The sequence below is a fragment of the Limisphaera ngatamarikiensis genome (assembly GCF_011044775.1).
GTDB classification, from domain to species: Bacteria; Verrucomicrobiota; Verrucomicrobiia; order Limisphaerales; family Limisphaeraceae; genus Limisphaera; species Limisphaera ngatamarikiensis.
Genome location: NZ_JAAKYA010000014.1, coordinates 17131 through 40578, shown reverse-complemented (window position 1 = coordinate 40578; position 23448 = coordinate 17131). Strand labels below are relative to the sequence as shown.

Here is a 23448-nt window from a genome sequence, read left to right as displayed (position 1 = left end):
GCTGTTGCCTGCGTGCTGACCTGGGTGGTGGGCGGCACGGTGGGTTGGTGTGTGGCTGCCACGCTGGCCTTGATCGCCTCCATCAAGTTTCACGGGCCCGGCTTTTTGGCGGACAATTCCTGGCTGACCTACGGGCGGGTGCGGGTGGCGGCCACCCAGGTGGGTTGGTGGGGCGCTGTATTGCCGGTGGTGTTCGGTGTATTGCTCGGGTGGCTGGGTCGGCTGGCGCGGAATGGGATGGCTTATCCCTGGTTGGCGTTGCTGGGGGGTGCGCTGTGGCATCTGGGGAGTTTGGTCACCCTGTTGGGAATTTTGAGCGGAGCGACGACCGGATACGAGGCATGGGGACTGCCCCGTCAGGCGGTTTGGGTGTACGCGGGCGGGTTTGTATTGTATCTGGTGTCGTTTTTGGCCACGTGGCATGACCGGCGGGAGCGATCTCTGGAACCGGCTCATTGGTATGTGTTGTCCGGCGTGTTGTGGATGGGGTGGTCGGCGGCGACGGCCTTTGTACTTCTGGACTTGAAGCCGGTGCGCGGTGTGACCCAGGCGGTGGTGGATGGATGGTTTGGGGCCAATGCGTGGTTGCTGGCCGGGACCTTGATGGGCCTGGGATTAATGCACGGTTGGTGGCCGCGGGTTGCCGGTCGGCCGGTTTACAGTCGGAACCTGGCGATTCTGGCGTTTGCGGGCTTGTTGGTGTTCGGGGGTTGGACGGGCATCGCTCCATCCGCTCCGGTGCCCGCGTGGCTGCCGGTTACGAGCACTGTCGCAACGATCTTTTGTGTGGTGCCGTGGGTGGCGGAGTGGTTGAACTGGCGGGGTACCATGGCCGGCTGGCGGGCACGTTTGCGGGAAGCTCCGGCGGGGTGGTTCCTGTGGTGGGCGCGTGCGGGCTTTTTGGCTGCTGCTGCGGCAAAGCTTGCCCTGCATGTGCCGGGTCTGGACCGCGTGTTGGAACAGACGTGGTGGGACCCGGCTCGTCAGTGGGCGCAGGCGCATGGGTTTCTGGGCCTGGCCGGGGTGGCGGGTTTCTACGCTTGGCTCAGGGAGGAACGGTTGCCGGGTGGCTGGGCCGGCTGGGTGCGATGGCACGGGTATTGCATGGTGACGGGCGGATTGCTGTTGGTGTTGTCCCTTGCTGCGGCCGGTCTGGTGCAGGGGCTGGCATGGAGGGATACTGCGCTTTCCAACGTCGCCGTGTTGCAGAGGACGTTGATGTGGCTGCGACTGAGCACGGTGGGCGAGCTTTTGTGGTGGCTGGGGGTGGTGTTGTTTGGCTGGAGCCTGATCGGCATGACGGTGCGTTGGTGGGTGGGTTGTTGGCGGAGCTGGTGGATGCGGGTGACCCGCCCGGTGGCTTTGCAGGAGGCGACGGAATGAATCGGGGTGCGTGGGTGTTTGTGGTGTCTTTGCTGGGGCTGGCCGGGTCCTGGTACGGGATGGTGTTGTATCCCCAGGTTCAACTGGGCCGTCAGGTGGAGACCCGTACGGTTCCGGATGGTCAGTTGTATCCCGCGGCACGGCCCGGTCTGGCGGCGCAGGGTCGCGAGGTGTACCGCTCGGAAGGGTGTTACACGTGTCACAGTCAGCAGGTGCGACAGGAGGGGTTTTCGGTCGGGGTGGCTGTCACCCAGGCCGGGACGAATTTGACGGAGCTGGTCGAGGCGATTCTTGCTGTGGCACCGCAGTGGGAGCGGGCGCGCGTGGCGCATGCGGTGACCAATCTGCCGTTCCAGGTCCTGGATGGCGTGGCTCCCGACGAGGCGGAACGGGCGCGGAAGCTGTTGGAGAGCGCGGGCGGGGCCACGATGCTTACGGTGAGGCCGTTGGGTTCGGACATTGACCGGGGCTGGGGGTTGCGGCGGAGTGTGGCGGCTGATTACCTGTGGGATCGGCCGGTGATGTTGGGTTCGGTGAGGGTGGGCCCGGATCTGGCGAACGCGGGCGCCCGGTTGCCGGATGAGCAGTGGCTGCTGGTACATCTTTGGGATCCCCAAATTCACAGTCCGGGTTCGATGATGCCGCCCTATCGGTATTTGTTTGAGGTCCGGTCTGCGGGCGAAGGCGAGGTCTCCGGTGCGCTGTCTTTGCCGGAGGGACGGGCACCCGGCCCCGGACAGGTGGTTGTCCCCACGGATCGGGCACGGGCACTGGTGGCGTATTTACGGAGTTTGCAGGCCACGACGTCGCTGTTTGAGGCTCCGGTGGTGCTGCCGTCCGCAGGGGTGGCCACTGCAGGGTCGGATCTGGGAGAGTCAGGGGTGCAGCCATGAATTCGGATGCTTCTGTACGGGAAGAGGTTCGGAACGGTGCGGCATTGCCGCGGGCCGGGAATGTGACCGTGCCGATGTGGTTGGTGGTGGTGGCATCGGTGCTGGCGTACGGGGGGATGATTTACTTTGACCATCACAGTGGATGGTTTGATGACCGGGTGTACCGGCCGTTTGGGTCCCTGGCGGTTGTGACGGCCTTGCAACCCGTTTCCGGCGCGGATGCCGTGATCAAACGGGGCCGGGTGGTTTTCGAGACCTCTTGTGCGCTGTGTCATGGGGTGGACGGGCAGGGCAAGCCGGGGCAGGCACCGCCCCTGGCGGGAGCCGAGTGGGTTTTGGGATCGCCGGCGAGACTGATTCGGATTACGTTGCATGGACTGGTCGGTCCGATCGAAGTCAAGGGTCAGGTTTGGAATCTGGCCATGCCGGCCATGGGGGCGGCGTTGTCATCGGAGGATTTGGCTGCGGCACTGACTTACATTCGACAAGCATGGGGGAATAATGCCGAGCCCATCACAGCGGCGCAGGTGGACGCCGTGAAATCCGAAACGGCGGGTCGGACCCAGCCCTGGACGGCGAAAGAACTGCTGGCCATTCAGTGAATGGGCCGGTGGATGGGAGCTGGCGGGGTGCGAGGGTGTTGTAAGCTGCGTGGCAGCCGTTGGGTCGGATCCCAAGAACTGCAATCGAGGGGCCGGCGGGTGGGGAGGTCCGGCCACGGCTTCAGTCTTCTGCGAAGAGGTATTCGAGGTCGGCTTTGGTGAGGCTGCGGGCAAAGCCCTGTTCTCCCAACACATCGGCGATGGTTTGGGCTTTGCGCTGTTGGAGGTCCCAGATTTTTTCCTCCACTGTGCCGGGGGCGATCAGGCGGTAGGCGTTGACGGTATGGGTTTGGCCGATGCGATGGGAACGGTCGATGGCCTGGGCTTCCACGGCCGGGTTCCACCAGGGATCGTACAGGATGACGTAGCTGGCGCTGGTGAGGTTGAGACCGGTGCCTGCGGCGCGGAGGCTGAGCAGGAAGACGCCCGGTTCGGAGTCGTTTTGAAAGGCGGCCACCAGTTCCTGACGGTTGCGGGTCTGGCCGGTCAGCAGATAGGTGGGGATGTTGTGCTGGCGGCATTCGGCTTCGAGGATTTGGAGCATTTGGACGAACTGTGAAAAGACCAGGACTTTCTGGCCCTCGGCCACGAGGGGATCCAGGAGTTCGAAGAGGGTTTCGGTCTTGCCGCTGGGGGCGTCGCTGCCGACCAGGCGCGGGTGACAACAGATCTGGCGGAGGCGGGTGAGTGCGGCCAAGACGTGCATCTTGCTCTTTTGGAGGCCCTGGGTTTCGACCGCGCGCATGACCTGGTCGCGGCTGCGACGGAGTTCGGCGAGATAAAGTTTGCGCTGTTCATCGCCGAGGGGGCAGTCGCGCCGTTGCTCGATGCGGTCGGGCAGATCGCGCGCGACGTGTTTTTTGAGCCGGCGCAGGAGCAGGGGGCGGAGTTTGGCGGCCAATCGGCGGCGGGCGATGCGTTGGGCCACGGCGGCTTCTTCCGTGGCGCCGGTGATTTCGTAGGTTTGCAGGAATTGTTCCTGGGAGCCGAGGTAGCCGGGTTGGATGAAATCCACGATGCTCCAGAGATCCAGCAGGCGATTTTCCAGTGGTGTGCCGGTGAGGGCCAGACGGTACTCGGCCCTGAGTTGTTTGACGGACTGGGTGACCTGGGCGCCGGGGTTTTTGATGAACTGGGCCTCGTCCAGGACGAGGGCGCGGAAGCTGAACTTGCGCAGGGCGTCCAGGTCGCGGCGCAAGAGGGCGTAGTTGGTGACGATCAGGTCGTGCTGGGGAATTTGACGCCGCAGGTTGTGTCGTTCGGCGCCGCTTTCCAGGACCAGGACCGACAGGTCGGGCGTGAACCGTTCGGCTTCCCGCCGCCAGTTATGGAGCACAGAGGCGGGGCAGATGACCAGCGAGGGTTTGGACTGCCGGGGATGGCGTTGTTTGAGCCAGAGCAGCCAGGCCAGGGTTTGGAGGGTTTTCCCCAGGCCCATGTCGTCGGCCAGGATGCCGCCCAGTTTCAGTTCTGCCAGGTGACACAGGAACTCGAATCCGGCCTTTTGGTAGGGGCGGAGTTCGGCGCGCAGGCCGTCGGGGATTTCGCGGCTGGGGATGCCTTTGAAGGACTGCAGTCGTTCGCGCAATTCCCGGGCCTGCGGGGTGTCGGCGAACCGCCGGAGTTCCTCTTCGCCCCAGTGGGCGGCCTGTTGGAGGGCGATTTTGACCGGGGCAGCCGAGAGCCCTTCCATACCGAGGTCGGCCATGACCTCATGAGCCTCCTGGACGGCAGCCACGTCGAGTTCGACCCATCCGGCGTTGGGGAGTCGGACGAAGCGCTGGGTTGCGGTGGCCAGGCGTTCGATGTCGGCCTGGGTCAATTGCAGGCCCTCGGCCTCCCACTCGGCCGATACGGAGAGCCAGTCGATGCCGCTGCCCCGGACCAGCAGGCGCGGCCGCAGGCGCCGCGGTTGGAGGAACAACCGGTGGAAGGCGGGATTGCCGAGGTACTCGGCTTCGGGAGGGCGATGCGGCCAGGCCCGGGCCAGGACATTCAGGAAGTTTTCGTTTGGATCACCGGTCCACAGTCCCGGTTCAGGTGAGAACCAGTCCAGCTCTTTGAGCCATTGGACGGCCGGGCCCAGGCGGGGGTCGTCCAGGATTTCGAGTTTTTCGGGGGAAGGGGCCGGTGTCAGGCGCCGCCATTCGGTCCCGGTCCAGCACCACAGGCTTCCATCGCGCTCGCTGCGGGCCCGCAACTGGAGCCGAATGGAATCCTCGAGCAGCTCGAAGAGGAACTGGGGTTTGGCGCGGTGGAGGATGAACAGGTCGTCCCACGGAACCGTGGAGGTGGCGCGGGCCTGACGCAGGTGATGAAGCAATCGGTGGGTCAGTTTCCGGACCGGCACAGAGCGGCGGGCGCTCCAGCGGGCGAGAACGCCCGGGGGCGGATCGTTTCGCAAGAGATAAAAGCAGTGGTCGGCCAGGACGAGGGGCGGTTGCTGGGGGAAAAAGCTGAGGGTTTCCAGAGGATGGTGTTGGCCGTCGGGATCGCGCAGGCGGTAGGTCAGATGGGGTTCGCCTTCGAGGATTTCGATGTGGGGCTCAAGTTCGGCCACCCGTCCTTCGAACCGGAGCGGTTGACCGTCAGGGGCGAGGAGTCGGCCGGTGTGACCCCATCGGGCCAGCCAGTGGAGCAGGTCGAAGCCGGAAAGCACCAGCACATCGGTTTCGAGTCGTCGGGGTTTGTAAGCTTGGGCGAGCCAGGTGATGAACTCCCAATCCGCCCGGGAAAAGAGCTCCTCTTCGTGGGCCGCCCGGGTGTGCAGGTCGAGCATTTCGGGCAGAGACCGCAAACGCTCGCCGGTGCGCGGGCGGGTCAGCAGGAAATCGATCCGCAGTTGGTGTTGTCCGGGCGACTCGGGATGCGGGCAGGGAACGGCGACGACCTTGAGCGAGGCTCGTGGTTGTTCCAGCAGGGCGGGCTTGTGCGGGACCAACCATTTTTCCAGTTCCTCCACCAGCGCTCGTTCCTGGGCGTCTTGTTCGGCCCGCGCAAAGCGTTCAGTGTCGGCGTAGGGCTGCAATTCCGGCGGCAGGGATCGCCTGGCCCGGAGAAACAGGAAGGCGAGCAATTCCAACCGGGCCGGCCCACTGACCTGAATCATCCGGGGCCACCAATCTTCGCCGGGAAAGTCCCGGCGGCTCAGGCTGAGTCGCTCGAAATAATCCTCCAGCAGCAGCCAGGCCCGCTGGACGTCGGGGCAGTGGGCGAACTGGTTGAGCAGTTCACGGCGTTCGGCGATGAGCGCCGGTGTGTCCGAGAGTTCACGGCGGAGATCGGCCAGCGCCCCGTAGGCTTGGGACAGGACGGAATGGTGCGCGTCGTATTTGCTGCCCGCTGTGCGGCGGGCACCGTTTCCGTTCTGAGTGGCGCGTCTCGGCATGGTGCTGCGTTTGGTAACCGGATTCTCCTACTGTCCCATCATCTCGGCACAAAACAAACCGCCGGGTCAATCTCAAATGGAGGGACACCTTGGCAAACGGGCAATCAAGGCGTCGACGATCCCGCCGGGCGAAAAAGTAGTCTGTGTTGAAGTCGAGGAAGGGCCGGAGCCTCTGGTCCTGGTGCGGACCCTGTGCGGGCCCGGTCGGTTGCACGTTTCAGCCTTTGCCCGGGCACTCGCCGGGAAGCCGTGGCGTGCCCGGCGCGGGAGGGAAAAGCGGCGGGGTCTTCAGGCCCGGCGACTGCGCGGCGAACCTCGGCCGGGAAAGGCCCGGGTTACCGTACTGGCTGTGTCCCGGGGCAGCCGTGGATGACCGGATTACCTGTGGCCCGAAGACAACTTCCACGCTGCTGCATCAAGGGATCCTGTCGGGTCCTAAAGAACTTGCGCTCAGGGCTGCCCGCGATGGGGGGAAGCTTGTAGCCCGGCTTCGAGAGCTCCGCCGGCCCGGTCGGCAGCTTCCCGGCCGACCCTCCAGGCTCGGCACTTGGGGCAAATCCCAAAACCATGACCGGTGGATGCAGGCGAGGGGGCAACTGCGATGGATGTGCGGCGTTTTGGGGTGGGCAGATGGACTCTGCCCGCCCTTTCGACTTAGCGCCTTGTGGCGCGGCGCTGCCGGCACCGGCCGCGGGGCGGGGGGCGAAAGGTTCGAACACCCCCAAGGGTCAGTAGCCGCGCCAGAATCGCAGTTCGCGCCGCAGCTCCTCCACCTCTTGCATCAAGCCCAGGAGCAGGCGAATGGCGGAGGGGTTCATGCCACAGACGCGATGGAGATGATCCACCCGCCGCAGGGTCAGCAGCCCTTCATCGTTGAAAAACCATCCCCCCATCTCGGGATCATGGACCGGGGAGACCAGGCCGTACCGATAGTAGAGGGCGATGCGGCGGCGCGGGATATGGGTCAACTGTTCGGCCCGTTCGATGGAATAAAGCGTCTCGGCCTCGGGTTGGTAAAGTTCGACGGCCATGGTGGCGGAGATGAATGTGTCGGTGTTCATGGTGCGTCCTCCGGGGAGGTGCGGGTGCGGGAGGCCACTGCCCGGGCCGCCGGCATCGGCGCGGCGGAGCTCGCAGCGGCCGGTTTACCAGGGCATTTCCTCGTCCACATACCGCCTCCGATAAAAGTGCTTGACCTTCACAATACTACACAGAAGCGCGCCGAAGACAAAACCGCCGATGTGCGCCCACCATGCGATGCCCCCCGCCGCTTCGGGCCGGGCCAGCAAACTGAGCGTGCCGTTGAAGAACTGCAGGATGAACCACCAGCCCAGGAACACCACCGCCGGCACGACAAAGTAGGGACCCAGAAAGAAGGGCGGAATCATCATTTCCACGCGGGCGTGCGGGAACAGCCGGAAATAGGCGCCCATGACGGCTGCGATGGCGCCGCTGGCACCAATGGTGGGCACGGGCGAGCTGGCATTGGTATATATGTGCAGAAGGGCCGCGGCCACGCCCCCGGCCAGGTAGAACCAGAAAAACCGCAGGTGGCCCAGTCGGTCTTCGACATTGTCTCCGAAGACCCACAGGGTCCACATGTTCCCGATCAGGTGCGTCCAGCCGCCGTGCAGGAACATGGAGGTCAAGAAGGGCAACATTTGTTCCTGCCAGTGAAACAGCCGGGCAATTTCGGGAATGGTATACCGGACGGGCACGATTCCGTAAACCAGCAGTACATCGGCAAGGCGCGGTCCGAGTTTCAACTCCCAGACGAACGCGAGCACATTCAGCGCGATCAGGAGCCGGGTGACGATCGGGTATCGTCGGCTGGGGATGTCATCACGAAGCGGGAACATGGCGGGATTCCTCGTTGGTCACAGGTAGGGTGCGAAGAGCCTTGCCAGGCCGTCGCGCAGTTTGACGGGCAGGGGACGGCCGTCCACCTCGGCCTTGGTCAAAGGTCGGGCCCCGGCACGGGCGGTGTCGAACAACCGGGCGAGCCGGGTCCCCAGGCCCGGGTCGTAACATTCCACGTTGAACTCGAAATTGAGTCGCAGACTGCGTGCGTCCCAGTTGGCGGAGCCGAAACAGACCCATTGTTCGTCCACCACCAGGAGTTTGCTGTGGTCGAAGGGCGGCGGGCGCAGCCACACTCGGCAACCGTGTTCCAATACCTGCCAGATCTGGGCCATGCAGGCCCATTGGACTGTGGGATGGTCCAGTCGGGCGGGCAGCAGGATGTCCACCTGGACGTCGCGCAGGGCGGCGGCGTTGAGGGCGGCCACCAGGGCGGGTTCGGGTACAAAATACGGGGTCCAGAGCCGGATGGAACGTGTCGCCGCATGCAGCGCGCCCAGGAAAACCCACCGCAGCCGGTCGAGATGCTCATCCGGCCCGGCCTCGATCCCCCGGGCCGGAACCGTGCCGACCGGCCGGGCCTCCGGTTCCCACGCGTCCCCGGTTAACAACTCTCCAGTGGTGAACTGCCAATCCTCCTGAAACACAGACCACAAGTGACGTACCACGGGCCCTTCCAGGCGGAAGTGGAGGTCGCGTTGCGCCCGGTCGGGATCTTCCGGACACCAATACGGGCGGTGCACGTTCATTCCGCCCGTGAATCCGATGCGTCCGTCCACGATGAGCAGTTTCCGGTGATTGCGCAAATGCGCCGCATGCAGCCGGGCCGGCACCAGCGGCGGGTTGAACACGGCCACCGGCACGCCGGCCCGCAGCAACGGTTTGTAGGCCGATCCGAGGCGAAATCGGACGTAGACATCATCGATCAGCACGCGCACCTGGACGCCGCGGCGGACGGCCTCGGAGAGGGCCCGGACAAACTCCGCCCCAATGCCCGTCCCGTCGAAGATGTAGCTGGCCATGGCGATGGAGCGACGGGCTTCATGAATGGCCTGCAGCATCGCGGGAAAGGCTTGTTCGCCGTTCACCAGGGGATCCACCGCATTGCAGGGGGTCAAGGGCAGACCCGTGATCCGACCCACCAACAGTGCCAGTCCTTGCAACGGCGGGGTCAGACCGGCCTCGATGGAGGCGGGGCAGGGCGGCGGGGCTGCCACAGCGGTTGCACCACCCAACCGGTCCTCGCGCAGCGCGGCGGCGCGACGGCGCACCCGATTGATCCCCAAAAGGTAGTACAAAACCGGCCCGGCCGCGGGCATCAGCCAGATCACAATCACCCAGAGCGCAGCCGAGCGCGCGTCCCGCTTGAAGATCACGGCATGGCCCGAGGCCCACACCGCCGCGCCCAGGACCAGTGCACTCCCGAGGGCGGAGAGTACCGTCCATGGTATCGGTTCGGACCATGTCAGGGTCATCTGCATGCTCAGCCCGTTGGGTTCAGAGGATGCCCTGCGGGCATCCGGAACCGCGCGTGCCCCACAAGACGCGACGCGCGCGTGGAGCGTTCCTCGACCGGCGATGTCCCGGAGAACGGGTCAGGCTCGCGGGATGCCGGGCTCTGGTGGACGCTCATGCGTGTGCTTGGGATGCAGGTTTCACGCAGGGTTGCGCGGTTGAAACCGCGACACCTGCCCCAGTCTTTCCCACAACTGGCGTTCCTCGGGGCTCAGGTCGGACGGATCCGGCACCTGCACGGTCACCACCGCGTACAGGTCACCCCGTTCTCCCGAACTGCCCCGGGGCAGACCCCGACCGCGGACCCGGAGTTGCCGACCAGATCCCGTGCCGGGCGGTACCCGGATTGTCACCGGGCCGTCGGGCAGGGGAATGGTCACCGTGCACCCCAAGACCGCCTCCCATGGAGCCAGGGCCAGGTCGTAGTACAGGTCCGATCCCCGAACCCGGAAATCCGGGTGCGCAGCCAGTCGCACCCGCAGATACAGGTCGCCCGGCGGCCCGCCGGCCTGGCCCTCCCCGCCCTTGCCGGGCACGCGGATGAGTTGGCCCTCCTGCACCCCCGGCGGGATCCGCACCTTGAAGGTGTGGGTTTCCGACTGTCCCGTGCGGGGATTGACCCGCTGAAGGGTAACCGTGCGGACCGAGCCATGAAACACCTCGTCCAGCGTTACGAGGATGTCGCCCTCGACATCGGCACCGCGACGTGAAAACGTCCGCCCGGAAAACCCCTCGCCGCTTTCCAGACCCTCCTCCGTCCACGGCTCGAAACCGTGAAATCGTCCGCCGCCGAAGAAATGTTCGAAAAAGTCGCTGAATCCCGTGCCGCCGAAATGAAACTCGAAATGGGATGTTCCGTCGGGGCTGGTCCAGCGGCGGGACTCCCATCCCGGCGGCGCGGTGAAGGGTTCGCCGGCGCGTCCTCCGTAGGCCCGCAGGGCGTCGTAACGCCTGCGTTTCTCCGGATCGCTCAGGACCTCGTAGGCTTCGTTGATCTCCTTGAACTTTTCCTCGGCGACCTTTTTGTCCGCGGCCACGTCCGGGTGAAACTGACGGGCCAGCTTGCGAAAGGCCTTCTTGATCTCCTCCTCGGACGCTGTTTCCGGCACGCCGAGGATGGCGTAGTAATCCTTGAACTCGACCGGCATGGTTGTTCTTCATGTCCCGGCCTTTGCGGGAGCCGGACAATTCCGGTTCCCGTGGCCTGGCCGGGCGCGATCTTTTGCGGGCTACGATGCCCCAACACGGCTGCCGCCGCAATGGCCCGGTCGGTTCGGAGCGCGCGGGCTCAGACGGCAGCCAGCTCCAACAGGGCATTCCGCAGCCGGGCCTGGATCTGTTGGATGAGGGCGCGGCCCTGGGCAGCCGTCAGACCCAGAATCATGGCCACCTCCTCGGGCTCGAACCCCTCTACGAAATGCAGCTCGAAGGCCTCCCGTTCCTGACGCGGCCATTGGCTGACCAGCCGGCGCAGTTCACCCAGCAGTTCGCGTCGGGCCACCCACTGGTCGGGCGGCTCCGCCCGGGGATCTGCCACCAAGTCCGCCGTGGTGGCCACCGAGGGTTCCAGTTCCCGTTCGATGATGTCCAGGGGTTGCTCGGGGTCGTACCCCTCGGCCAGCAGGGCCTCGGGCACCTGGGTTTCGGTTTCGATGGGGACGACCTCCTTCTGTCGGCGCTGGACCTCCTTGCGACGGCGCTGCAGTTCCTGGTGGGCCAGCTGGAACAGCCACAGCACCCAACTGACGCGGGCGGGTTTCCTGCCGGGGTCGCGCAGGGCGCGGCGGGCCACTTCATCCACGACGGCGCGGGGGTCAATGGCCCCCGGTGCCAGTTCACCGGCCGTGATGTCATGCCAGAGCTGGCGCCGCACAAAGCGCAACAGGCGCTGATAATGTTCGGCCAGCAGGGCGCGAATGACATCGCCCATGTTCTGCGGACCTTCGCCTTCGGGCTGCGGCTCGGCTGCAAAGCCGGCCGCCTTCATTTGACGGAGGGCCGCCCGGCGCGCCTTCCGCTTCCAGAACGTGTCCCGCCGCAGCTCTGCCTTCAGGGACTCCAGTTCTCGCAGAAGCGTTTTCACCGCCTCATCGAGCGCCTGGATCACGTCGCCACCCGATTGTTCCGCCCTCAAGATGTTCGAAGGCACCCGGAGGGTCAGTCCCGCCGTGTACTCTTCCTTTTTCGGGTGTTTTTCCAGGACGACCAGAAGGTGCACCGTGTCGGGCGGGAACCGCCGCAAGTGCCGCGTCAGTTTCTGGATCTTCTGCAGCAGCTTTTTCCTCAGCAGTTCATGGCCGTGCAGGTTCCGCGTGACGAGATTCCAGGGAATGGTGTAGGAGGTTGGGTTCGTGGTGGTCATGGGATTTGAGGGATTCCTTGTCGGCATGAGTTGGATCAGTGCGGGGTTGGGGCGACCCGCCGCCACGCAGGCCGGGCCCCGGCCGGCCGGAGCGAGTGGACCAACATCAATTCGCCCACGTTTTCCGGCGTGATCAGTCCGACGAACCGGCCCGTGGCATCCACGACCGGCAGCGCGGGGCACCCACATTCTTCCATCTTTCGGAAGGCTTCCTCGAACGGTTCGTAGGCATAAACCACCGGCAAATCGCGCCGCATGACCTCCGTGACGGGCACATGCGGCCCCTGGCGTTTCAAGGCCGCGATGAGGTCGTCGCGGGTGAGCACGCCGAGAATCCGGCCGTCCGCATCCAACACGGGGAATTCGTGTTGGGAGGTGCGCAGCAGGGCCTCCACGGCATCGTCCAGCACGGCATGAGGCGGCAGCGGCACCAGGTGGGTGACCATGGCTTCGGCCACCGGCAACCCGGTGCTGATGTCGCGAATCTGGGCCGCGGCCGCCTCCTGTTGTGCTCCCAGAAAGACAAAGAAGGCGATGAAAATCAGCATCGGGTTGGTGAACAGGCCCAGGAACCCGAGTACAAATGCCAGACCTTGTCCCACCGTGGCGGCGATCTGGGTGGCCCGGCTGTACGGCAGGGCCATGGCCAGCAACGCCCTCAGCACGCGTCCGCCGTCCATGGGAAAGGCGGGTATCAGATTGAACAAAACCAGCATGATGTTCACCGTGGCCAGCTTGGCCAGCAGTGCCACCGTCGGCACGTTCAGCCGCTCCAGATGTTCCAGCGACAAACGCTGGCCCAGCACGAAAATGAGCACGGCCGCAATGACCACATTCACGAGCGGCCCGGCCAGGGCAACGATCAGTTCCTGCCAGGGGCGGTCCGGAATCCGTTGCAGCCGCGCCACCCCGCCGATGGGTAGCAGGGTGATGTCCGGAGTTCGAATCCCGAAGGCCAGGGCCGCGAAGGCGTGTCCGAACTCATGCAGCAGCACACACCCGAACAATGCAAGCACAAACACCAGACCGCGCACTGCGTCTTCGGGACCGCCCAGGTGGTAGTAGCTGAAGCCTATCCATGCCAGAAACAGGATGAACGTGATGTGGAGCCGGACCTCGATACCGGCCACGCGTGCAATACGAAGGGACCAGCGCATAGGGGATGGGGGGTTAAGGGACCGTGGGGAGGCCCGCCGGCAGGGTCCGTCGGGCCCGGACACGGGTCCCGATGTTTTCAGCTGTTGTTTCGCAGGCGGGGGAAGGCGGCAAGGACGTCGCGCTGACCCGCCCTGGTCAAATCCCGGGCCAGGCTGGCTTCCACTCGTACTCGCAGCGTGCCCGGCAGCTCATCCAGAATGAGGTGATTGATTTCCGAGGGTGCCGCCAGCCACAGGGGCATGTCGGGGTGAGCCCGCATGAGTTGGGCAATGCGGCGGGCGATGTCCTTGACGAGGCGCCGGCGGGTCTCGAGTTTCAGGTTGTGTGCGTCGGCCATGGGTGCCCCCCAATGTTTGTTGCCCGGGGCCGCGTGACGGCCGGCCAGATCGGTCACCTTGTCCACCACGCGGTTGGGGTAGCTTTCCAACCGCACATCCTCCAACCATTCCAGGCGGGGTGTCCCGCGCAGGGTCGTCTCCAGCCGGGCCGCCTTGAAATGGCCGAGATCCGTCAGCACCACCAATCGAGGCGTCTTCATACCAACTACCAAACTGGAACAGTCCGCGATGGTTTGGCAAGCGTATCGTGGTGTGCCCCGCTCGCCGGAAGGCGACCCTTTTCGATCCGACCCGGTCCGGCCGCCCGCGTGCTGAAGCGTGGCATCGGAGAGGCCCGCATGGCCGCGGGATGGATTCGGAACCTGTGCGTCTCCTCCAAGGCCCGGACGGCGGTCAGCCGCGTTGCTCGATCGGCACGTAATGACGCACCGTGGAACCGGTGTAAATCTGGCGGGGCCGGTAGATCTTGGCCTTCGGCGCGAACAGGATTTCGCGGAAGTTGGCGATCCAGCCCGGCATGCGGCCGATGGCGAAGATGACCGGAAACATCTCCTTGGGCAGTCCGATGGCCCGCATGATGATGCCGCTGTAAAAGTCCACGTTTGGATAGAGCTTGCGCTCGATGAAGTACGGGTCGTTCAGGGCGGCTTCCTCCAGGCGTCGGGCGATGTCCAGCAGCGGATCATGCAGCTGCAGTGCCTGCAGGAGGTCATCACAGGCCTTCTTGATGATCCTGGCGCGGGGGTCGTAGTTCTTGTACACCCGATGGCCGAAGCCCATGAGGCGGCGCCCCCCTTTCTTGCTCTTAACCGCCTCGATGAGTTCGCGGCCGTCGCCCCCGGAGGCATGGATTTCCTCCAGCATCTCGATGACGGCCTGGTTGGCCCCGCCGTGCAACGGCCCCCACAGGGCGCACACGCCGGCGGCCGCACTGGCAAAGAGGTTGGCCTGGCTCGAAGCCACCATCCGCACGGTGGAGGTGGAACAGTTCTGCTCGTGATCCGCGTGGAGCAGGAAGATGAGATCCAGCGCCCGGACCACCTCGGGACGCAGTGGATAGTCCTCGTACACGTCCGAAAAGAGCATGTGCAGGAAGTTGGCGGTGTACTTGTACTTCTTGCGCGGATAAATGATGGGCAACCCGCGCGACTTCCGATAGGCGAACGCCGCGATGGTTCGGACCTGCGAAATCAACCGGGCGGCGTGCACGTCGAAGCGCTCCCGGTTCGCGGGCCCCATGAGGCCCGGGTAAAAACAACTGCTGGCATTGATCATCGAGGACAGGATCGCCATGGGATGGGCCGTGGCGGGGAACCCCTCGAAGTGATGTTTCAGGTCCTCGTGCAGGTCCTGGTTTTCCGTCAGCAGGTCCGAGAACCGCTGCAGCTGGGCGCGGGTGGGCAGTTCGCCGTAGATCAACAGCCACGCGGTTTCGATGAAGGTGGATTTCTCGGCCAGTTCCTCGATGGGATAACCCCGGTAGCGCAGGATGCCCTTCTCACCGTCGATGAACGTGATGGCGCTGGTGCACGACCCGGTGTTGGCGTAGCCGTCGTCCAGGGTGATGTAGCCGGTCAACTCGCGCAGCCGACTGATGTCGATGGCCTTCTCCCCTTCCGATCCCACCACAATGGGCAGTTCATACACCCGGCCCTCCAGCTCGAGCCGGGCCACCGGTGCGGTTTGTTGGGTCTCAGTTTCCGTCGCCATAAAGCCTTGTTCAGGTTTCCCTCCGTCGATGTTGCTCCCTGCCGGTTCACGCCCGGATTGGTGGGACCCGGTGGTCACCCGTTCCGGGTGCGGCTCCCGGCCATTGTTCCCCGGGCGGCCCGGCCGGTTGCGAGCGGTTCTTCGCCTGCTCGGGTGGTGCCGGTGCCGAACCCGTCCCGGGGCCTCGTGCCCTGCCCGGCAGATCCGGAACAGCCGGTCTTCGGAACGCAACCTGCGCGGAAGCTCCCACCAACAACGGCGTTCCAGAGTATGCCGCTTCAGTGCGATGTCAAACGGCCCGTGCGGGTCCGGAACCAGACCGGTTCGCAGCAGGATGCCCGGGTGGACCGCCTTCACAGGCGCGGCGTTCGGGGTGGGCCCGGTGCAGCAGATCGGTCCGTGGCGAAACCTCCAGCCGGTCACGGGTATACCCTGCGGCCGGCGACAAAGGTCATCACGGCGCGGCCTTTCAGCGGCCAACCGTAAAACGGGCTGTTCCGTGACTTGCTCCGGGTATCTTCCGGCGTGAAGACCCACTCGGCGTCGGGGTCGAACACCGTGATGTCGGCAGCCGCACCCGGTCGGAGGGTCCCCTTGTCCACACCGAGGATTCGGGCCGGGCCGACCGTAAACCGGGCGATGAGGTCCGCCAGGGTCATTCGGCCGGAGTGATAGAACTGCATGAGGGCCAGTGGCAGCGCGGTTTCCAATCCGGTGATGCCGAACGGGGCGTAGTCAAACTCGACCTCTTTTTCGTAACTGCAATGTGGTGCGTGATCCGTGGCCAGCACCTCGATGGTGCCGTCGGCCACGCCTTCCAGGATGGCTTCCCGATCCCGTGCCGACCGGATGGGCGGGTTCATTTTGAACCTGGTGTCGTACGCGGGCCAATGGGGCAGATCCCGTCGTCCCGCCATACCCCAAACCCCCGTGCCGTCCGTCGCCCAGAACTTTTCGCTGCCGGCCAGTGCGGCATCCGTGAGGACGAAATGATGCGGACACGCCTCGGCAGAGACGGGGATGCCGCGGCGCCGGGCCTCCCGCACCAGCGCCACGCTCCCTGCGGCGCTCAGATGCTGGCAGTGTACGTGGCAACCGGTCAGTTCCGCCAACAGGATGTCCCGGGCCACCATGAGTGTCTCGCCCACCGCCGGCCAGCCGCGCAACCCCAACAGCACGCTCCAGACGCCTTCGTGTGCCACGCCGTCGCTGACCAGCGACTCGTCCTGGCAGTGGTCCAGCACCGGCAGGTTAAACATGCGGGCATACTCGAGGGCGCGCCGCATCAGCTCGTGGTTCTGCACGCAGCGGCCGTCGTCGGTGATGGCCACCACACCCGCACGTTTCAGTCCCCCGATGGGTGCCAGTTCCTCGCCTGCCAGCCCTTTGGTGATGGCGCCGGCCACCAGCACATGCACATGCGCCTGCTCGGCCGCCCGTTGACGGATCAACGCCACCGTGCCGGCGTTGTCAATGGGGGGCGAGGTGTTCGGCATGCACACCACGCAGGTGAATCCCCCCCGGGCCGCTGCCGCCGTGCCGGTGGCGATGGTTTCCTTGGCCGTCTGCCCGGGCTCCCGCAAATGCACGTGCATGTCGATCCAGCCCGGGCTGACCACGCATCCCCGTACGTCCACCCGTTCCGCATCCGGCGGACAAAGCGCGGCGGCTGCCTCTCCGACCGCGACAATTTTCCCGTCCTGAATCAGCACGTCGGCCGGACCGTCCCTGCCTTCGGCCGGGTCCACCACCCGTCCACCGGTCAACAACCACGCCTTCATCCGGCTTCCGAGCCTAGGGTTGCCCCATTGACAAAGCAAGCGCCGGGGTTACGATGACAACCGACCGTGGATGCGGGCGTAGTTCAGTGGTAGAACGGGAGCCTTCCAAGCTCCATGCGAGGGTTCGATTCCCTTCGCCCGCTCCATTCTTTTTTTCCCCGCAAACCTTTCCCTGCGTTGTGCGTCGCGGCTTCCGGGGGCGCCCCGACCGGACTCAGATCTGGATGTCCGGTTCGTGCCGGGTTCGTTCGCCCTTGGGCATGACCCGGATGTTGGCGTCCTTCTGGATCACCAGCGAACGCGGCGGCACACTGGTGGTCAAAAAGACGTTTGCACCAATCGTGCTGCCGGCGCCCACCACGGTGTCCCCGCCCATGATGGTGGCCCCGGCGTAGATGGTGACATGGTCCTCGATTGTGGGATGCCGTTTCTGGCCTTTCAGTGCCTGGCCGGCTGCGAGCGAACGAGCGACAAGGCCGACTCCCTGGTACATCTTGACGTGGTTGCCGATGATCGCGGTTTCGCCGACCACCGTGCCGGTGCAATGGTCCACGAAGAAGTGGGTTCCGATCTGGGCACCGGGGTGCAGGTCCATTCCGCTGCGGCTGTGCGCCCATTCGGTCATCATGCGCGGGATCAGCGGCACCTTGGCCAGATACAGTTCGTGCGCCAGCCGCTGGACGGCGATCGTTTCCACAAACGGGTAGGCCAGGATCACCTCCTCGCGACTCAGGGCGGCCGGGTCGCCGTTGTAGGCCGCCTCGATGTCCGTGCGCAGGATCTCGCGCAACCGGGGCAGACTTTCCAGCAACCCCAGCGTGATGGACCGGGCCGCCTGCCGCAGGCTCTTCTTGGGATATTCCGGCGGCGGCATGTACACCAGACTTCGGTACACCTCGCGTTCCAGCGCCGTGGCCACACTGCGCAGGCGCCGGGCGGTCACCGTCCGCACCTCGTCTGCTCGCAGGGGCCGTTCCTCAAAAAACCCGGGAAACAGCAAACAGAGCAGCTCCTGCGTGATCCGCACGATCACGCGTTTGGACGGCAGGTTCTGTCCGTCCAGGTGATTGATGGCACCCACTTCCTGGTAGGAAGCCAGCAGTTTGTCGGTCAGCTGCGCGATGCTGTTTTCCACGGGCGCAGTATCTGCACACCCGCGCCGGGTGTGCAAGATGCGGCTCGGTCCGATCCGGCCCCATCGAGTGCGCCCGCGCTCCGGCCGAACGGCCCGATCCACTCCGGCCCTCCATGGTCCGGCAATGGGACCAGGGCCGTTCACCGCCGGCAGGGGGGCCGTCGTGCGTGCGCTCGCCCGATTGCGCCCCGCCGGAGTTCGGATAAATTTGGGTCCATGCCGATCTACGAGTTTCATTGCGAAGACTGCCAGCGCGACAGCGAGGTTTTGGTCCGATCCACGGATTGGTCCGGTACGCGTTGTCCGCACTGCGGTTCGACGCGTCTGACCAAGCAGTTTTCGGTGTTTGCGTCGGGCAGCAGCGGTGGGGCGGGCGAGGACGCCTGTTGTTCGACCTCTTCCCGTTCGCGCGGCGGCGGCTGTGGCTGCGGTTGCGGCTGTGGCCACTAAGTGAGGGCCCGACCGGGCCATTGCGCAGCCCGTCCGAAGGGTTTTGCGCGGGCGGCCCGAAAAGGGGGGAGGTTTTGAGCGGCTGGCGCGGGGCCGGGGCTGCTTCGACTCGGTCGCCACAACTTTTTTGGCTTCCTGCCCGGTAGGGGCAGCGTTCCTTCAGCCTGGCCGGTCCGGTTTGAGCGTGCCGGATTCGACCCGCCAGCGGATGAGGCGAGGGGCGAGTTCCTTGGGCCAGCTTTCCTCCGTGGCCGTCATGAACACCTGGGACCGCGCCAAGTGCGCCCGTTCCAGCAAGGGCAGGAAGGCGGCCCGCCGCGATTCGTCGAGTTCACCCATGACGTCATCAATCAGGAGGACTGGCGGCGCTCCGTGGACCTCCGTGAACAGCTCGGCCTGGGCCATTTTCAGCGCCAGGGCCATCGACCGTTTCTGTCCCTCGCTGGCGAAGGCAGCGGCCGGCCGATCTTCCAGCAGGATTTCCAAATCGTCCAAATGCGGCCCCAGCAGGGTCACTCTGCGCGCCAGTTCGCGATCCCGAACCCGAACGAGTTCGGTCGCGAAATCCTCCCTGACGGTCGACTGATACCGGAGCCGGATTTCCTCCGAGCCACCGGAGATTCTACGGTACGCCTCCAGCACCCGTGCGGCCACGCGTGGGACCAAGCGACGGCGCCGTTCCATCAGCATTTGTCCGGCGGCGACCAGTTCGCGAGTGAACCCGTCCAGGGCCACCAGGTCCACCGTCGTCTGTTTTAACAGTGCGTTGCGGGCCCGCAGGGCACGGAGGTACCGCTGCCACCAGCTCAGGTAATCGGGTTCGGTCTGCGTGAGCAGCAGGTCCAGGAAACGTCGGCGATGTCGTGCGGTGCCCTTGATCAGTTGCAGGTCCTCGGTGCAAAAGACCGTCACCCGGAAGGTCCCCAGATACTCTTCCAACCGCCGTACGGCCCGACCATCCAGGGTCAGACGGCGTTCCTGGCGCGACCAGTAAATGCTGATCTCGTGGGCCACGTCACTGACCACCCCGGCGGCCACCAGATACCCGGACTGGCCGAACCGGACCAAATCCGCATTGCCCACCCCGCGAAACGAGCGCAGCGTGGCCAACAGATAAATGGCCTCGAGAATGTTGGTCTTGCCCTGGGCATTTCGGCCCAGCAGGAGGTGAAAGCCCGGCTCAAACGTCACGTCCAGCCGGGCATAATTCCGAAAGTTGCGCAGCCGCAGGCGAGCCAGATGCACGATGCCAGTGTGAAACGCGGTCCCGTGCCGGGCCAGATTTTTCCCAACCCCATCCGGCCCGCCACCGGCGCTGACAACCGGGAGGTCGTGCAGTTTGCCGGCCAATGGCGGGACCGGGCGAAGCCCGGCGGAGACCGCCCGTGCCCGCCGCGACTAACCGGCCTTGTCCCGGTGCTCCACGCACCTTCCTCCCACGACCCGGCCGGGCAGGGGATTTGACAGGCCGGACACCCACGGCCACCGTTGCGGCACGATGACACCAACGAAGATTCGATTCCGTTCGGGCTGGGTCGGCTTGGGCCTTCCGACCCTGATGGCACTTGCCATGACAGCGTGCCCGAGCGACTCGCAAGAGATCCCCGCCCGAGAGATTCGCCTGTTCGAACGGATGTGCGACGCCTCGGCCATCGAGGCGCTGGATGACACCACCTTCGTGGTGGCCAATGACGAGGACAACGTCCTGCGGGTTTATGACTGGACCCGACCCGGCCCACCGATCCGCGAGCTGAACCTCAACCGCCTCCTGCCCCCGATGCAGGGCCGGGGCGAACTCGATCTCGAAGGCGTGGCCCGCATCAACGACGAACTTTACTGGATTACCTCCCACGGCCGGAACGCCTCCGGGGAACCTGCCCCGCGACGGCAGGCGCTGTTGCGGACCCCGCGGTCCTGGTTTCTGGGGTCCGTGCCGTCCGGAGGGTCGGTTGCCGTGTGCACCGGCCTTTTGGACGCGCTTTTTGCCGATCCGCGGTACGCTGCGCTGGGCCTGGCAGAGGCTGCCCGGCGACCGCCCAAAGCCGCCGGTGGCCTGAACATCGAGGCCCTGGCCGCAGGACCCAACGGATCCCTGTGGATCGGCTTCCGAAATCCGCTGTTCGAAGGTCGCGCCTTGATGGTGAGCCTGCTGAACCCGCACTCGGCAGTGGCCGGTGAGCCGCCACGGTTTGGCGACCCCGTGCTGCTCGACCTGGGCGGTCGGGGATTGCGCGGTGCATTGGAATGGGGCTCGGGATACCTGTTGTTGGCCGGGTCTACCGATGGCGCGCGCTCGCCGGCCCTCTTTTACTGGTCGGGCAACGCGAAGGAACCGCCCCGGCGCCTTGCCGGGTACGACTTTGCCGGGCTCAATCCGGAAGGTCTCACCCGATGGCCCGGGATCCACCCGCCGCAGTTGTGGATCGTGAGTGACGACGGGGCGGAGACAATCCACGGCAGGGCATGCAAGGACGCACCTGCTCGGGAACGGCGCTTCCGGGTTCTGGCCGTTCCGGCGCCCAACCTCCAAACCCGCGGAGGGCAGGAATGAAGCTTCCCCCTTCAGGGCCGGCGGTCTTACGGATCCGCTCAACGCCGCCACACGTACTTGCGGATTGCCGCAGGCTGACCGCGTTCCTGGGGAAGGGCAACGAAAAGGGCACCTTCCTCGGGGTCGTAGAGTGCCTCGGTCCTGCCGGAACCCAGGGGAGCCGCTCCCAGGTGGGTGAACTTTCCGGTTTCCTCCACCTGCCAGACGTGGCACTGACCCGCGTCCGTGCCTGCCAGCAGCCGCTTTCGTACAGGATCAACAAACAACCATCGCACTGCGCCCTCGACGGGCAGCCGTTCGACCTCGCGTGCGCCTGCTGTATCCCAGACCAGGACCGATCCCGGCGAAGCGCACGCGATATACAGGCGGCTCCGGTCTTCGTCCAAGGCCAGCGGGCCCGGCTGCCGTGCGTTGTTCAGCGCCCAGACCTCGGTCATCTCCCGGGTCAGGCGGTCCACCACCGCGATGGCGTTTGACCGTTGCAGACTCACGAAAATGCGTTGTCCCGAGCGCTCCAACACAACGTCCCCAGGCCGGTCCGGTAGCAGGATCGACAAGGTATGCACACCCGTGTCCGCATGCAGCACGGCCAGTGCGCCCTCGCCATGGGCTGCGTAAATCCGGAACGAGGGCGGGTCACGCCGTATCTGGACCACCCCTGGCAGCCGCCCCACCGTCTTTAACGTCCGCCACGCCTCCACGTCCAAAATCTTGATCTGGCCGCCGGACGAGTCGCTGCCTACATAGAGAATCTTGGGACGCTGCTCGTACCACAGGGCCCGGGGCGAAGGGACCGACAACGGGCGAAGGAACCTTCCCGCCGCCAGGTCCAGCACCTGAACCGTGTCCGCTTGCGGTAACGCCACAAACAGCCGCTGCTGAGCCGGGTCCGGCGCAAGGCGTCCCACTTCCGCCACCCGGCCCGGCAGTGGCCATGCCCTGACCTCTTGCAGGTCTACGGCCGCTTCCACCGCCTGCGCCACCAGGGCCATCCCCAGCAGCCCCAACCATCCTGCCCCTGAGCCACGGAAGCTTTTCACACGGGCACCATAACTCCGCGGGGTTGGGCCGTCACCCGAAAAACGGATTGAGAGGCCCGCGGAAGCGCCGGCCCGTTGCGGCCCGGCCGACCCGGACTTCGGACGGCGCCCGGCGTCCATTGTGCCCGTCGGGCTCGGAACTCGGCTGGTTCTTTCACCGCGGTTTACCGTGCCGGGTTACCACGGTTTCGAGAGCACGGTGGAGCAGCGGCGCCGTCGCCTCGATGGTGTATGTGGATTCCACCTTGGCTCGGGCCAGTCGGGCCAGGGCACGTGCCAGATCCGGCTCCTGCAACAGCCGTTGCAGGGCCTGCCCCAGAGCCACGGGATTTCCCCGCGGGACCACCAGCCCTGTCCGTTCATGCTCCACGACCTGGCGAGGGCCGTCGCTGTCGGTCACCACCAGCGGGACCTCATGGGCCATGGCCTCCAACATGGCCCGGGAAAACGCCTCCTGGAGCGACGGCAGGCAAAACACCCCCAGCGAGTGTAGGAAAGCCGTTTTGTCATGTACCCAGCCGGGAAACACCACCTCGGCCTCCAGGGCCAGTTGGCGCGTCAGGCCCTCCAGGACCGGACGCAGTTCCCCGTCTCCTGCCAGCACAGCCCGAAATCGGACCCCTTGGTCCTTCAGCCACCGGAGTGCGTGCAGGAATACATCCAGCCCTTTCACCGGGTGGAACCGGCTCATCACCCCGATGACCGGCGGCAAGGGGCCGACCTCTGCCCGCCGGGGCGGCAGCCGGGGCAGCATGCTGGGGATGTGAAAGACCCGGTCTTGCGGTACGCCGGCGCGGTACAGTGCCTCGCGTTGGTCCGGCAGAATCGCTATGAAACCGTCACAGGCCAGCACCCGGCGAAAGCGGTAATTTGGCAAACGCGCGATGACCGGCCACCGGCCTCGCGCGGCCCTGAGCAGGAGAGAGCCCGCCCGGTTGCCATGCGTGACAATCGCGTCAGGCGCACGCCGGCGCAGGATCTTGCGAACCCGCCAGATCGAGATCGGGTCCCACCGCGTGAAAACCCGCACGGGCTCCATCAGAACTCCCAGACTGCGAACCTCTTCCGCCACGGCCGCCCTCGGATCAAGCAGGGAAACCACTTCGTGCCCGGCGGCGCGGAGCACTTCATGGTACACGACAAAGCTCTCCTCCAGTCCCCCCCTGCCCAGCCCGAGCATGGCGTTGATCACTCGCATCGTTGGCCGTATGCAAGCCTAAAGGGCCGATTGGCACGCGGCAATGTCCGGGGCGCCGCTGCCCGGCCCCGGGGAGGACGTTCC

Annotated in this window: 19 protein-coding genes and 1 tRNA gene; 6 read left to right on the top strand and 14 right to left on the bottom strand. The window is 65.4% G+C overall.

All coding sequences use genetic code 11. The annotated features are described in order from the left end of the window. Positions 1-12: 12 nt before the first annotated feature. The 3 genes from G4L39_RS02620 to G4L39_RS02610 are packed head-to-tail and all read left to right on the top strand — an operon-like array spanning position 13 to position 2878. On the top strand, positions 13-1383 hold the full coding sequence (locus tag G4L39_RS02620) for a cbb3-type cytochrome c oxidase subunit I (protein ID WP_165105681.1): 1371 nt from the start codon (positions 13-15) through the stop codon (positions 1381-1383). After that, the gene (locus G4L39_RS14560) at positions 1380-2276 is read left to right on the top strand and encodes a cbb3-type cytochrome c oxidase subunit II (protein WP_205880730.1); all 897 of its coding nucleotides are present in this window, start codon (positions 1380-1382) and stop codon (positions 2274-2276) included. The genes G4L39_RS02620 and G4L39_RS14560 overlap by 4 nt, the downstream gene beginning before the upstream one ends. Then, positions 2273-2878 carry a c-type cytochrome gene (locus tag G4L39_RS02610; RefSeq protein ID WP_165105679.1) on the top strand — a complete coding sequence of 202 codons (606 nt, stop codon included), beginning with the start codon at positions 2273-2275 and terminating at the stop codon, positions 2876-2878. The genes G4L39_RS14560 and G4L39_RS02610 overlap by 4 nt, the downstream gene beginning before the upstream one ends. A 121-nt stretch (positions 2879-2999) precedes the next feature. Here G4L39_RS02610 and G4L39_RS02605 read toward each other — a convergent pair whose 3' ends face one another. The 10 genes from G4L39_RS02605 to G4L39_RS02560 all read right to left on the bottom strand — a co-directional run bounded on the left by G4L39_RS02605 (position 3000) and on the right by G4L39_RS02560 (position 16990). Next, positions 3000-6266 (bottom strand): DEAD/DEAH box helicase, encoded by a 3267-nt coding sequence (locus G4L39_RS02605; protein WP_165105677.1) that lies wholly within the window; start codon positions 6264-6266, stop codon positions 3000-3002. A gap of 728 nt (positions 6267-6994) precedes the next feature. Further along, positions 6995-7327: a chaperone modulator CbpM gene (locus G4L39_RS02600; protein ID WP_165105675.1), complete on the bottom strand. Its 333-nt coding sequence runs from the start codon at positions 7325-7327 to the stop codon at positions 6995-6997. Between the two features lie 84 nt (positions 7328-7411). After that, positions 7412-8125 carry a rhomboid family intramembrane serine protease gene (locus G4L39_RS02595; protein WP_165105673.1) on the bottom strand — a complete coding sequence of 238 codons (714 nt, stop codon included), beginning with the start codon at positions 8123-8125 and terminating at the stop codon, positions 7412-7414. An 18-nt stretch (positions 8126-8143) separates the two neighbouring features. Beyond that, a complete protein-coding gene (locus G4L39_RS02590) occupies positions 8144-9601 on the bottom strand; it encodes a phospholipase D-like domain-containing protein (RefSeq protein WP_165105801.1) in 1458 nt (485 codons plus the stop codon). Positions 9602-9781: 180 nt separating this feature from the next. Further along, a complete protein-coding gene (locus tag G4L39_RS02585) occupies positions 9782-10789 on the bottom strand; it encodes a DnaJ C-terminal domain-containing protein (RefSeq protein ID WP_165105672.1) in 1008 nt (335 codons plus the stop codon). A gap of 140 nt (positions 10790-10929) precedes the next feature. After that, the gene (locus G4L39_RS02580) at positions 10930-12003 is read right to left on the bottom strand and encodes an HPF/RaiA family ribosome-associated protein (protein WP_165105670.1); all 1074 of its coding nucleotides are present in this window, start codon (positions 12001-12003) and stop codon (positions 10930-10932) included. 35 nt (positions 12004-12038) lie between these two features. Beyond that, on the bottom strand, positions 12039-13160 hold the full coding sequence (locus G4L39_RS02575) for a site-2 protease family protein (protein ID WP_165105669.1): 1122 nt from the start codon (positions 13158-13160) through the stop codon (positions 12039-12041). A gap of 77 nt (positions 13161-13237) precedes the next feature. Then, positions 13238-13699, bottom strand: coding sequence for a host attachment protein (locus tag G4L39_RS02570; protein WP_165105667.1), 462 nt, complete (start codon positions 13697-13699; stop codon positions 13238-13240). Between the two features lie 193 nt (positions 13700-13892). Beyond that, entirely contained in the window at positions 13893-15209 is a 1317-nt protein-coding gene (locus G4L39_RS02565; RefSeq protein WP_165105665.1) for a citrate synthase, read from the bottom strand. A 419-nt stretch (positions 15210-15628) separates the two neighbouring features. Beyond that, positions 15629-16990: a dihydroorotase gene (locus tag G4L39_RS02560; protein ID WP_165105664.1), complete on the bottom strand. Its 1362-nt coding sequence runs from the start codon at positions 16988-16990 to the stop codon at positions 15629-15631. A 72-nt stretch (positions 16991-17062) separates the two neighbouring features. On the opposite strand from G4L39_RS02560, the gene G4L39_RS02555 reads away from it, so the two are divergent. Next, positions 17063-17136 (top strand) — tRNA-Gly (locus G4L39_RS02555). Positions 17137-17204: 68 nt separating this feature from the next. Here G4L39_RS02555 and G4L39_RS02550 read toward each other — a convergent pair. After that, entirely contained in the window at positions 17205-18125 is a 921-nt protein-coding gene (locus G4L39_RS02550) for a serine O-acetyltransferase (protein ID WP_165105662.1), read from the bottom strand. Positions 18126-18341: 216 nt separating this feature from the next. Between G4L39_RS02550 and G4L39_RS15865 the strand changes: the two genes are divergently transcribed. After that, on the top strand, positions 18342-18575 hold the full coding sequence (locus G4L39_RS15865) for an FmdB family zinc ribbon protein (protein ID WP_165105661.1): 234 nt from the start codon (positions 18342-18344) through the stop codon (positions 18573-18575). Between the two features lie 159 nt (positions 18576-18734). Here the strand turns inward: G4L39_RS15865 and recF are convergent, their stop codons facing one another. Then, on the bottom strand, positions 18735-19820 hold the full coding sequence (gene recF / locus G4L39_RS02540) for a DNA replication/repair protein RecF (protein ID WP_165105659.1): 1086 nt from the start codon (positions 19818-19820) through the stop codon (positions 18735-18737). A gap of 325 nt (positions 19821-20145) precedes the next feature. Between recF and G4L39_RS02535 the strand changes: the two genes are divergently transcribed. Next, positions 20146-21126 (top strand): DUF3616 domain-containing protein, encoded by a 981-nt coding sequence (locus tag G4L39_RS02535; RefSeq protein WP_165105658.1) that lies wholly within the window; start codon positions 20146-20148, stop codon positions 21124-21126. A gap of 38 nt (positions 21127-21164) precedes the next feature. Here G4L39_RS02535 and G4L39_RS02530 read toward each other — a convergent pair whose 3' ends face one another. Beyond that, positions 21165-22166, bottom strand: a complete 1002-nt coding sequence (locus G4L39_RS02530; RefSeq protein ID WP_165105656.1) for a YncE family protein — start codon at positions 22164-22166, stop codon at positions 21165-21167. Positions 22167-22320: 154 nt separating this feature from the next. Beyond that, a complete protein-coding gene (locus G4L39_RS02525; protein WP_165105655.1) occupies positions 22321-23364 on the bottom strand; it encodes a glycosyltransferase in 1044 nt (347 codons plus the stop codon). Between the last annotated feature and the right edge of the window lie 84 nt (positions 23365-23448).

Coding starts and splice junctions, on each gene's coding strand:
- G4L39_RS02605 (WP_165105677.1), bottom strand. CDS start 6,266: ATGCCGAGACGCGCCACTCAGAACGGAAACGGTGCCCGCCGCACAGCG.
- G4L39_RS15865 (WP_165105661.1), top strand. CDS start 18,342: ATGCCGATCTACGAGTTTCATTGCGAAGACTGCCAGCGCGACAGCGAG.
- G4L39_RS02600 (WP_165105675.1), bottom strand. CDS start 7,327: ATGAACACCGACACATTCATCTCCGCCACCATGGCCGTCGAACTTTAC.
- G4L39_RS02585 (WP_165105672.1), bottom strand. CDS start 10,789: ATGCCGGTCGAGTTCAAGGATTACTACGCCATCCTCGGCGTGCCGGAA.
- G4L39_RS02590 (WP_165105801.1), bottom strand. CDS start 9,601: ATGACCCTGACATGGTCCGAACCGATACCATGGACGGTACTCTCCGCC.
- G4L39_RS02575 (WP_165105669.1), bottom strand. CDS start 13,160: ATGCGCTGGTCCCTTCGTATTGCACGCGTGGCCGGTATCGAGGTCCGG.
- G4L39_RS02525 (WP_165105655.1), bottom strand. CDS start 23,364: ATGCGAGTGATCAACGCCATGCTCGGGCTGGGCAGGGGGGGACTGGAG.
- G4L39_RS02580 (WP_165105670.1), bottom strand. CDS start 12,003: ATGACCACCACGAACCCAACCTCCTACACCATTCCCTGGAATCTCGTC.
- G4L39_RS02560 (WP_165105664.1), bottom strand. CDS start 16,990: ATGAAGGCGTGGTTGTTGACCGGTGGACGGGTGGTGGACCCGGCCGAA.
- G4L39_RS02570 (WP_165105667.1), bottom strand. CDS start 13,699: ATGAAGACGCCTCGATTGGTGGTGCTGACGGATCTCGGCCATTTCAAG.
- G4L39_RS14560 (WP_205880730.1), top strand. CDS start 1,380: ATGAATCGGGGTGCGTGGGTGTTTGTGGTGTCTTTGCTGGGGCTGGCC.
- G4L39_RS02565 (WP_165105665.1), bottom strand. CDS start 15,209: ATGGCGACGGAAACTGAGACCCAACAAACCGCACCGGTGGCCCGGCTC.
- G4L39_RS02535 (WP_165105658.1), top strand. CDS start 20,146: ATGACAGCGTGCCCGAGCGACTCGCAAGAGATCCCCGCCCGAGAGATT.
- G4L39_RS02595 (WP_165105673.1), bottom strand. CDS start 8,125: ATGTTCCCGCTTCGTGATGACATCCCCAGCCGACGATACCCGATCGTC.
- G4L39_RS02610 (WP_165105679.1), top strand. CDS start 2,273: ATGAATTCGGATGCTTCTGTACGGGAAGAGGTTCGGAACGGTGCGGCA.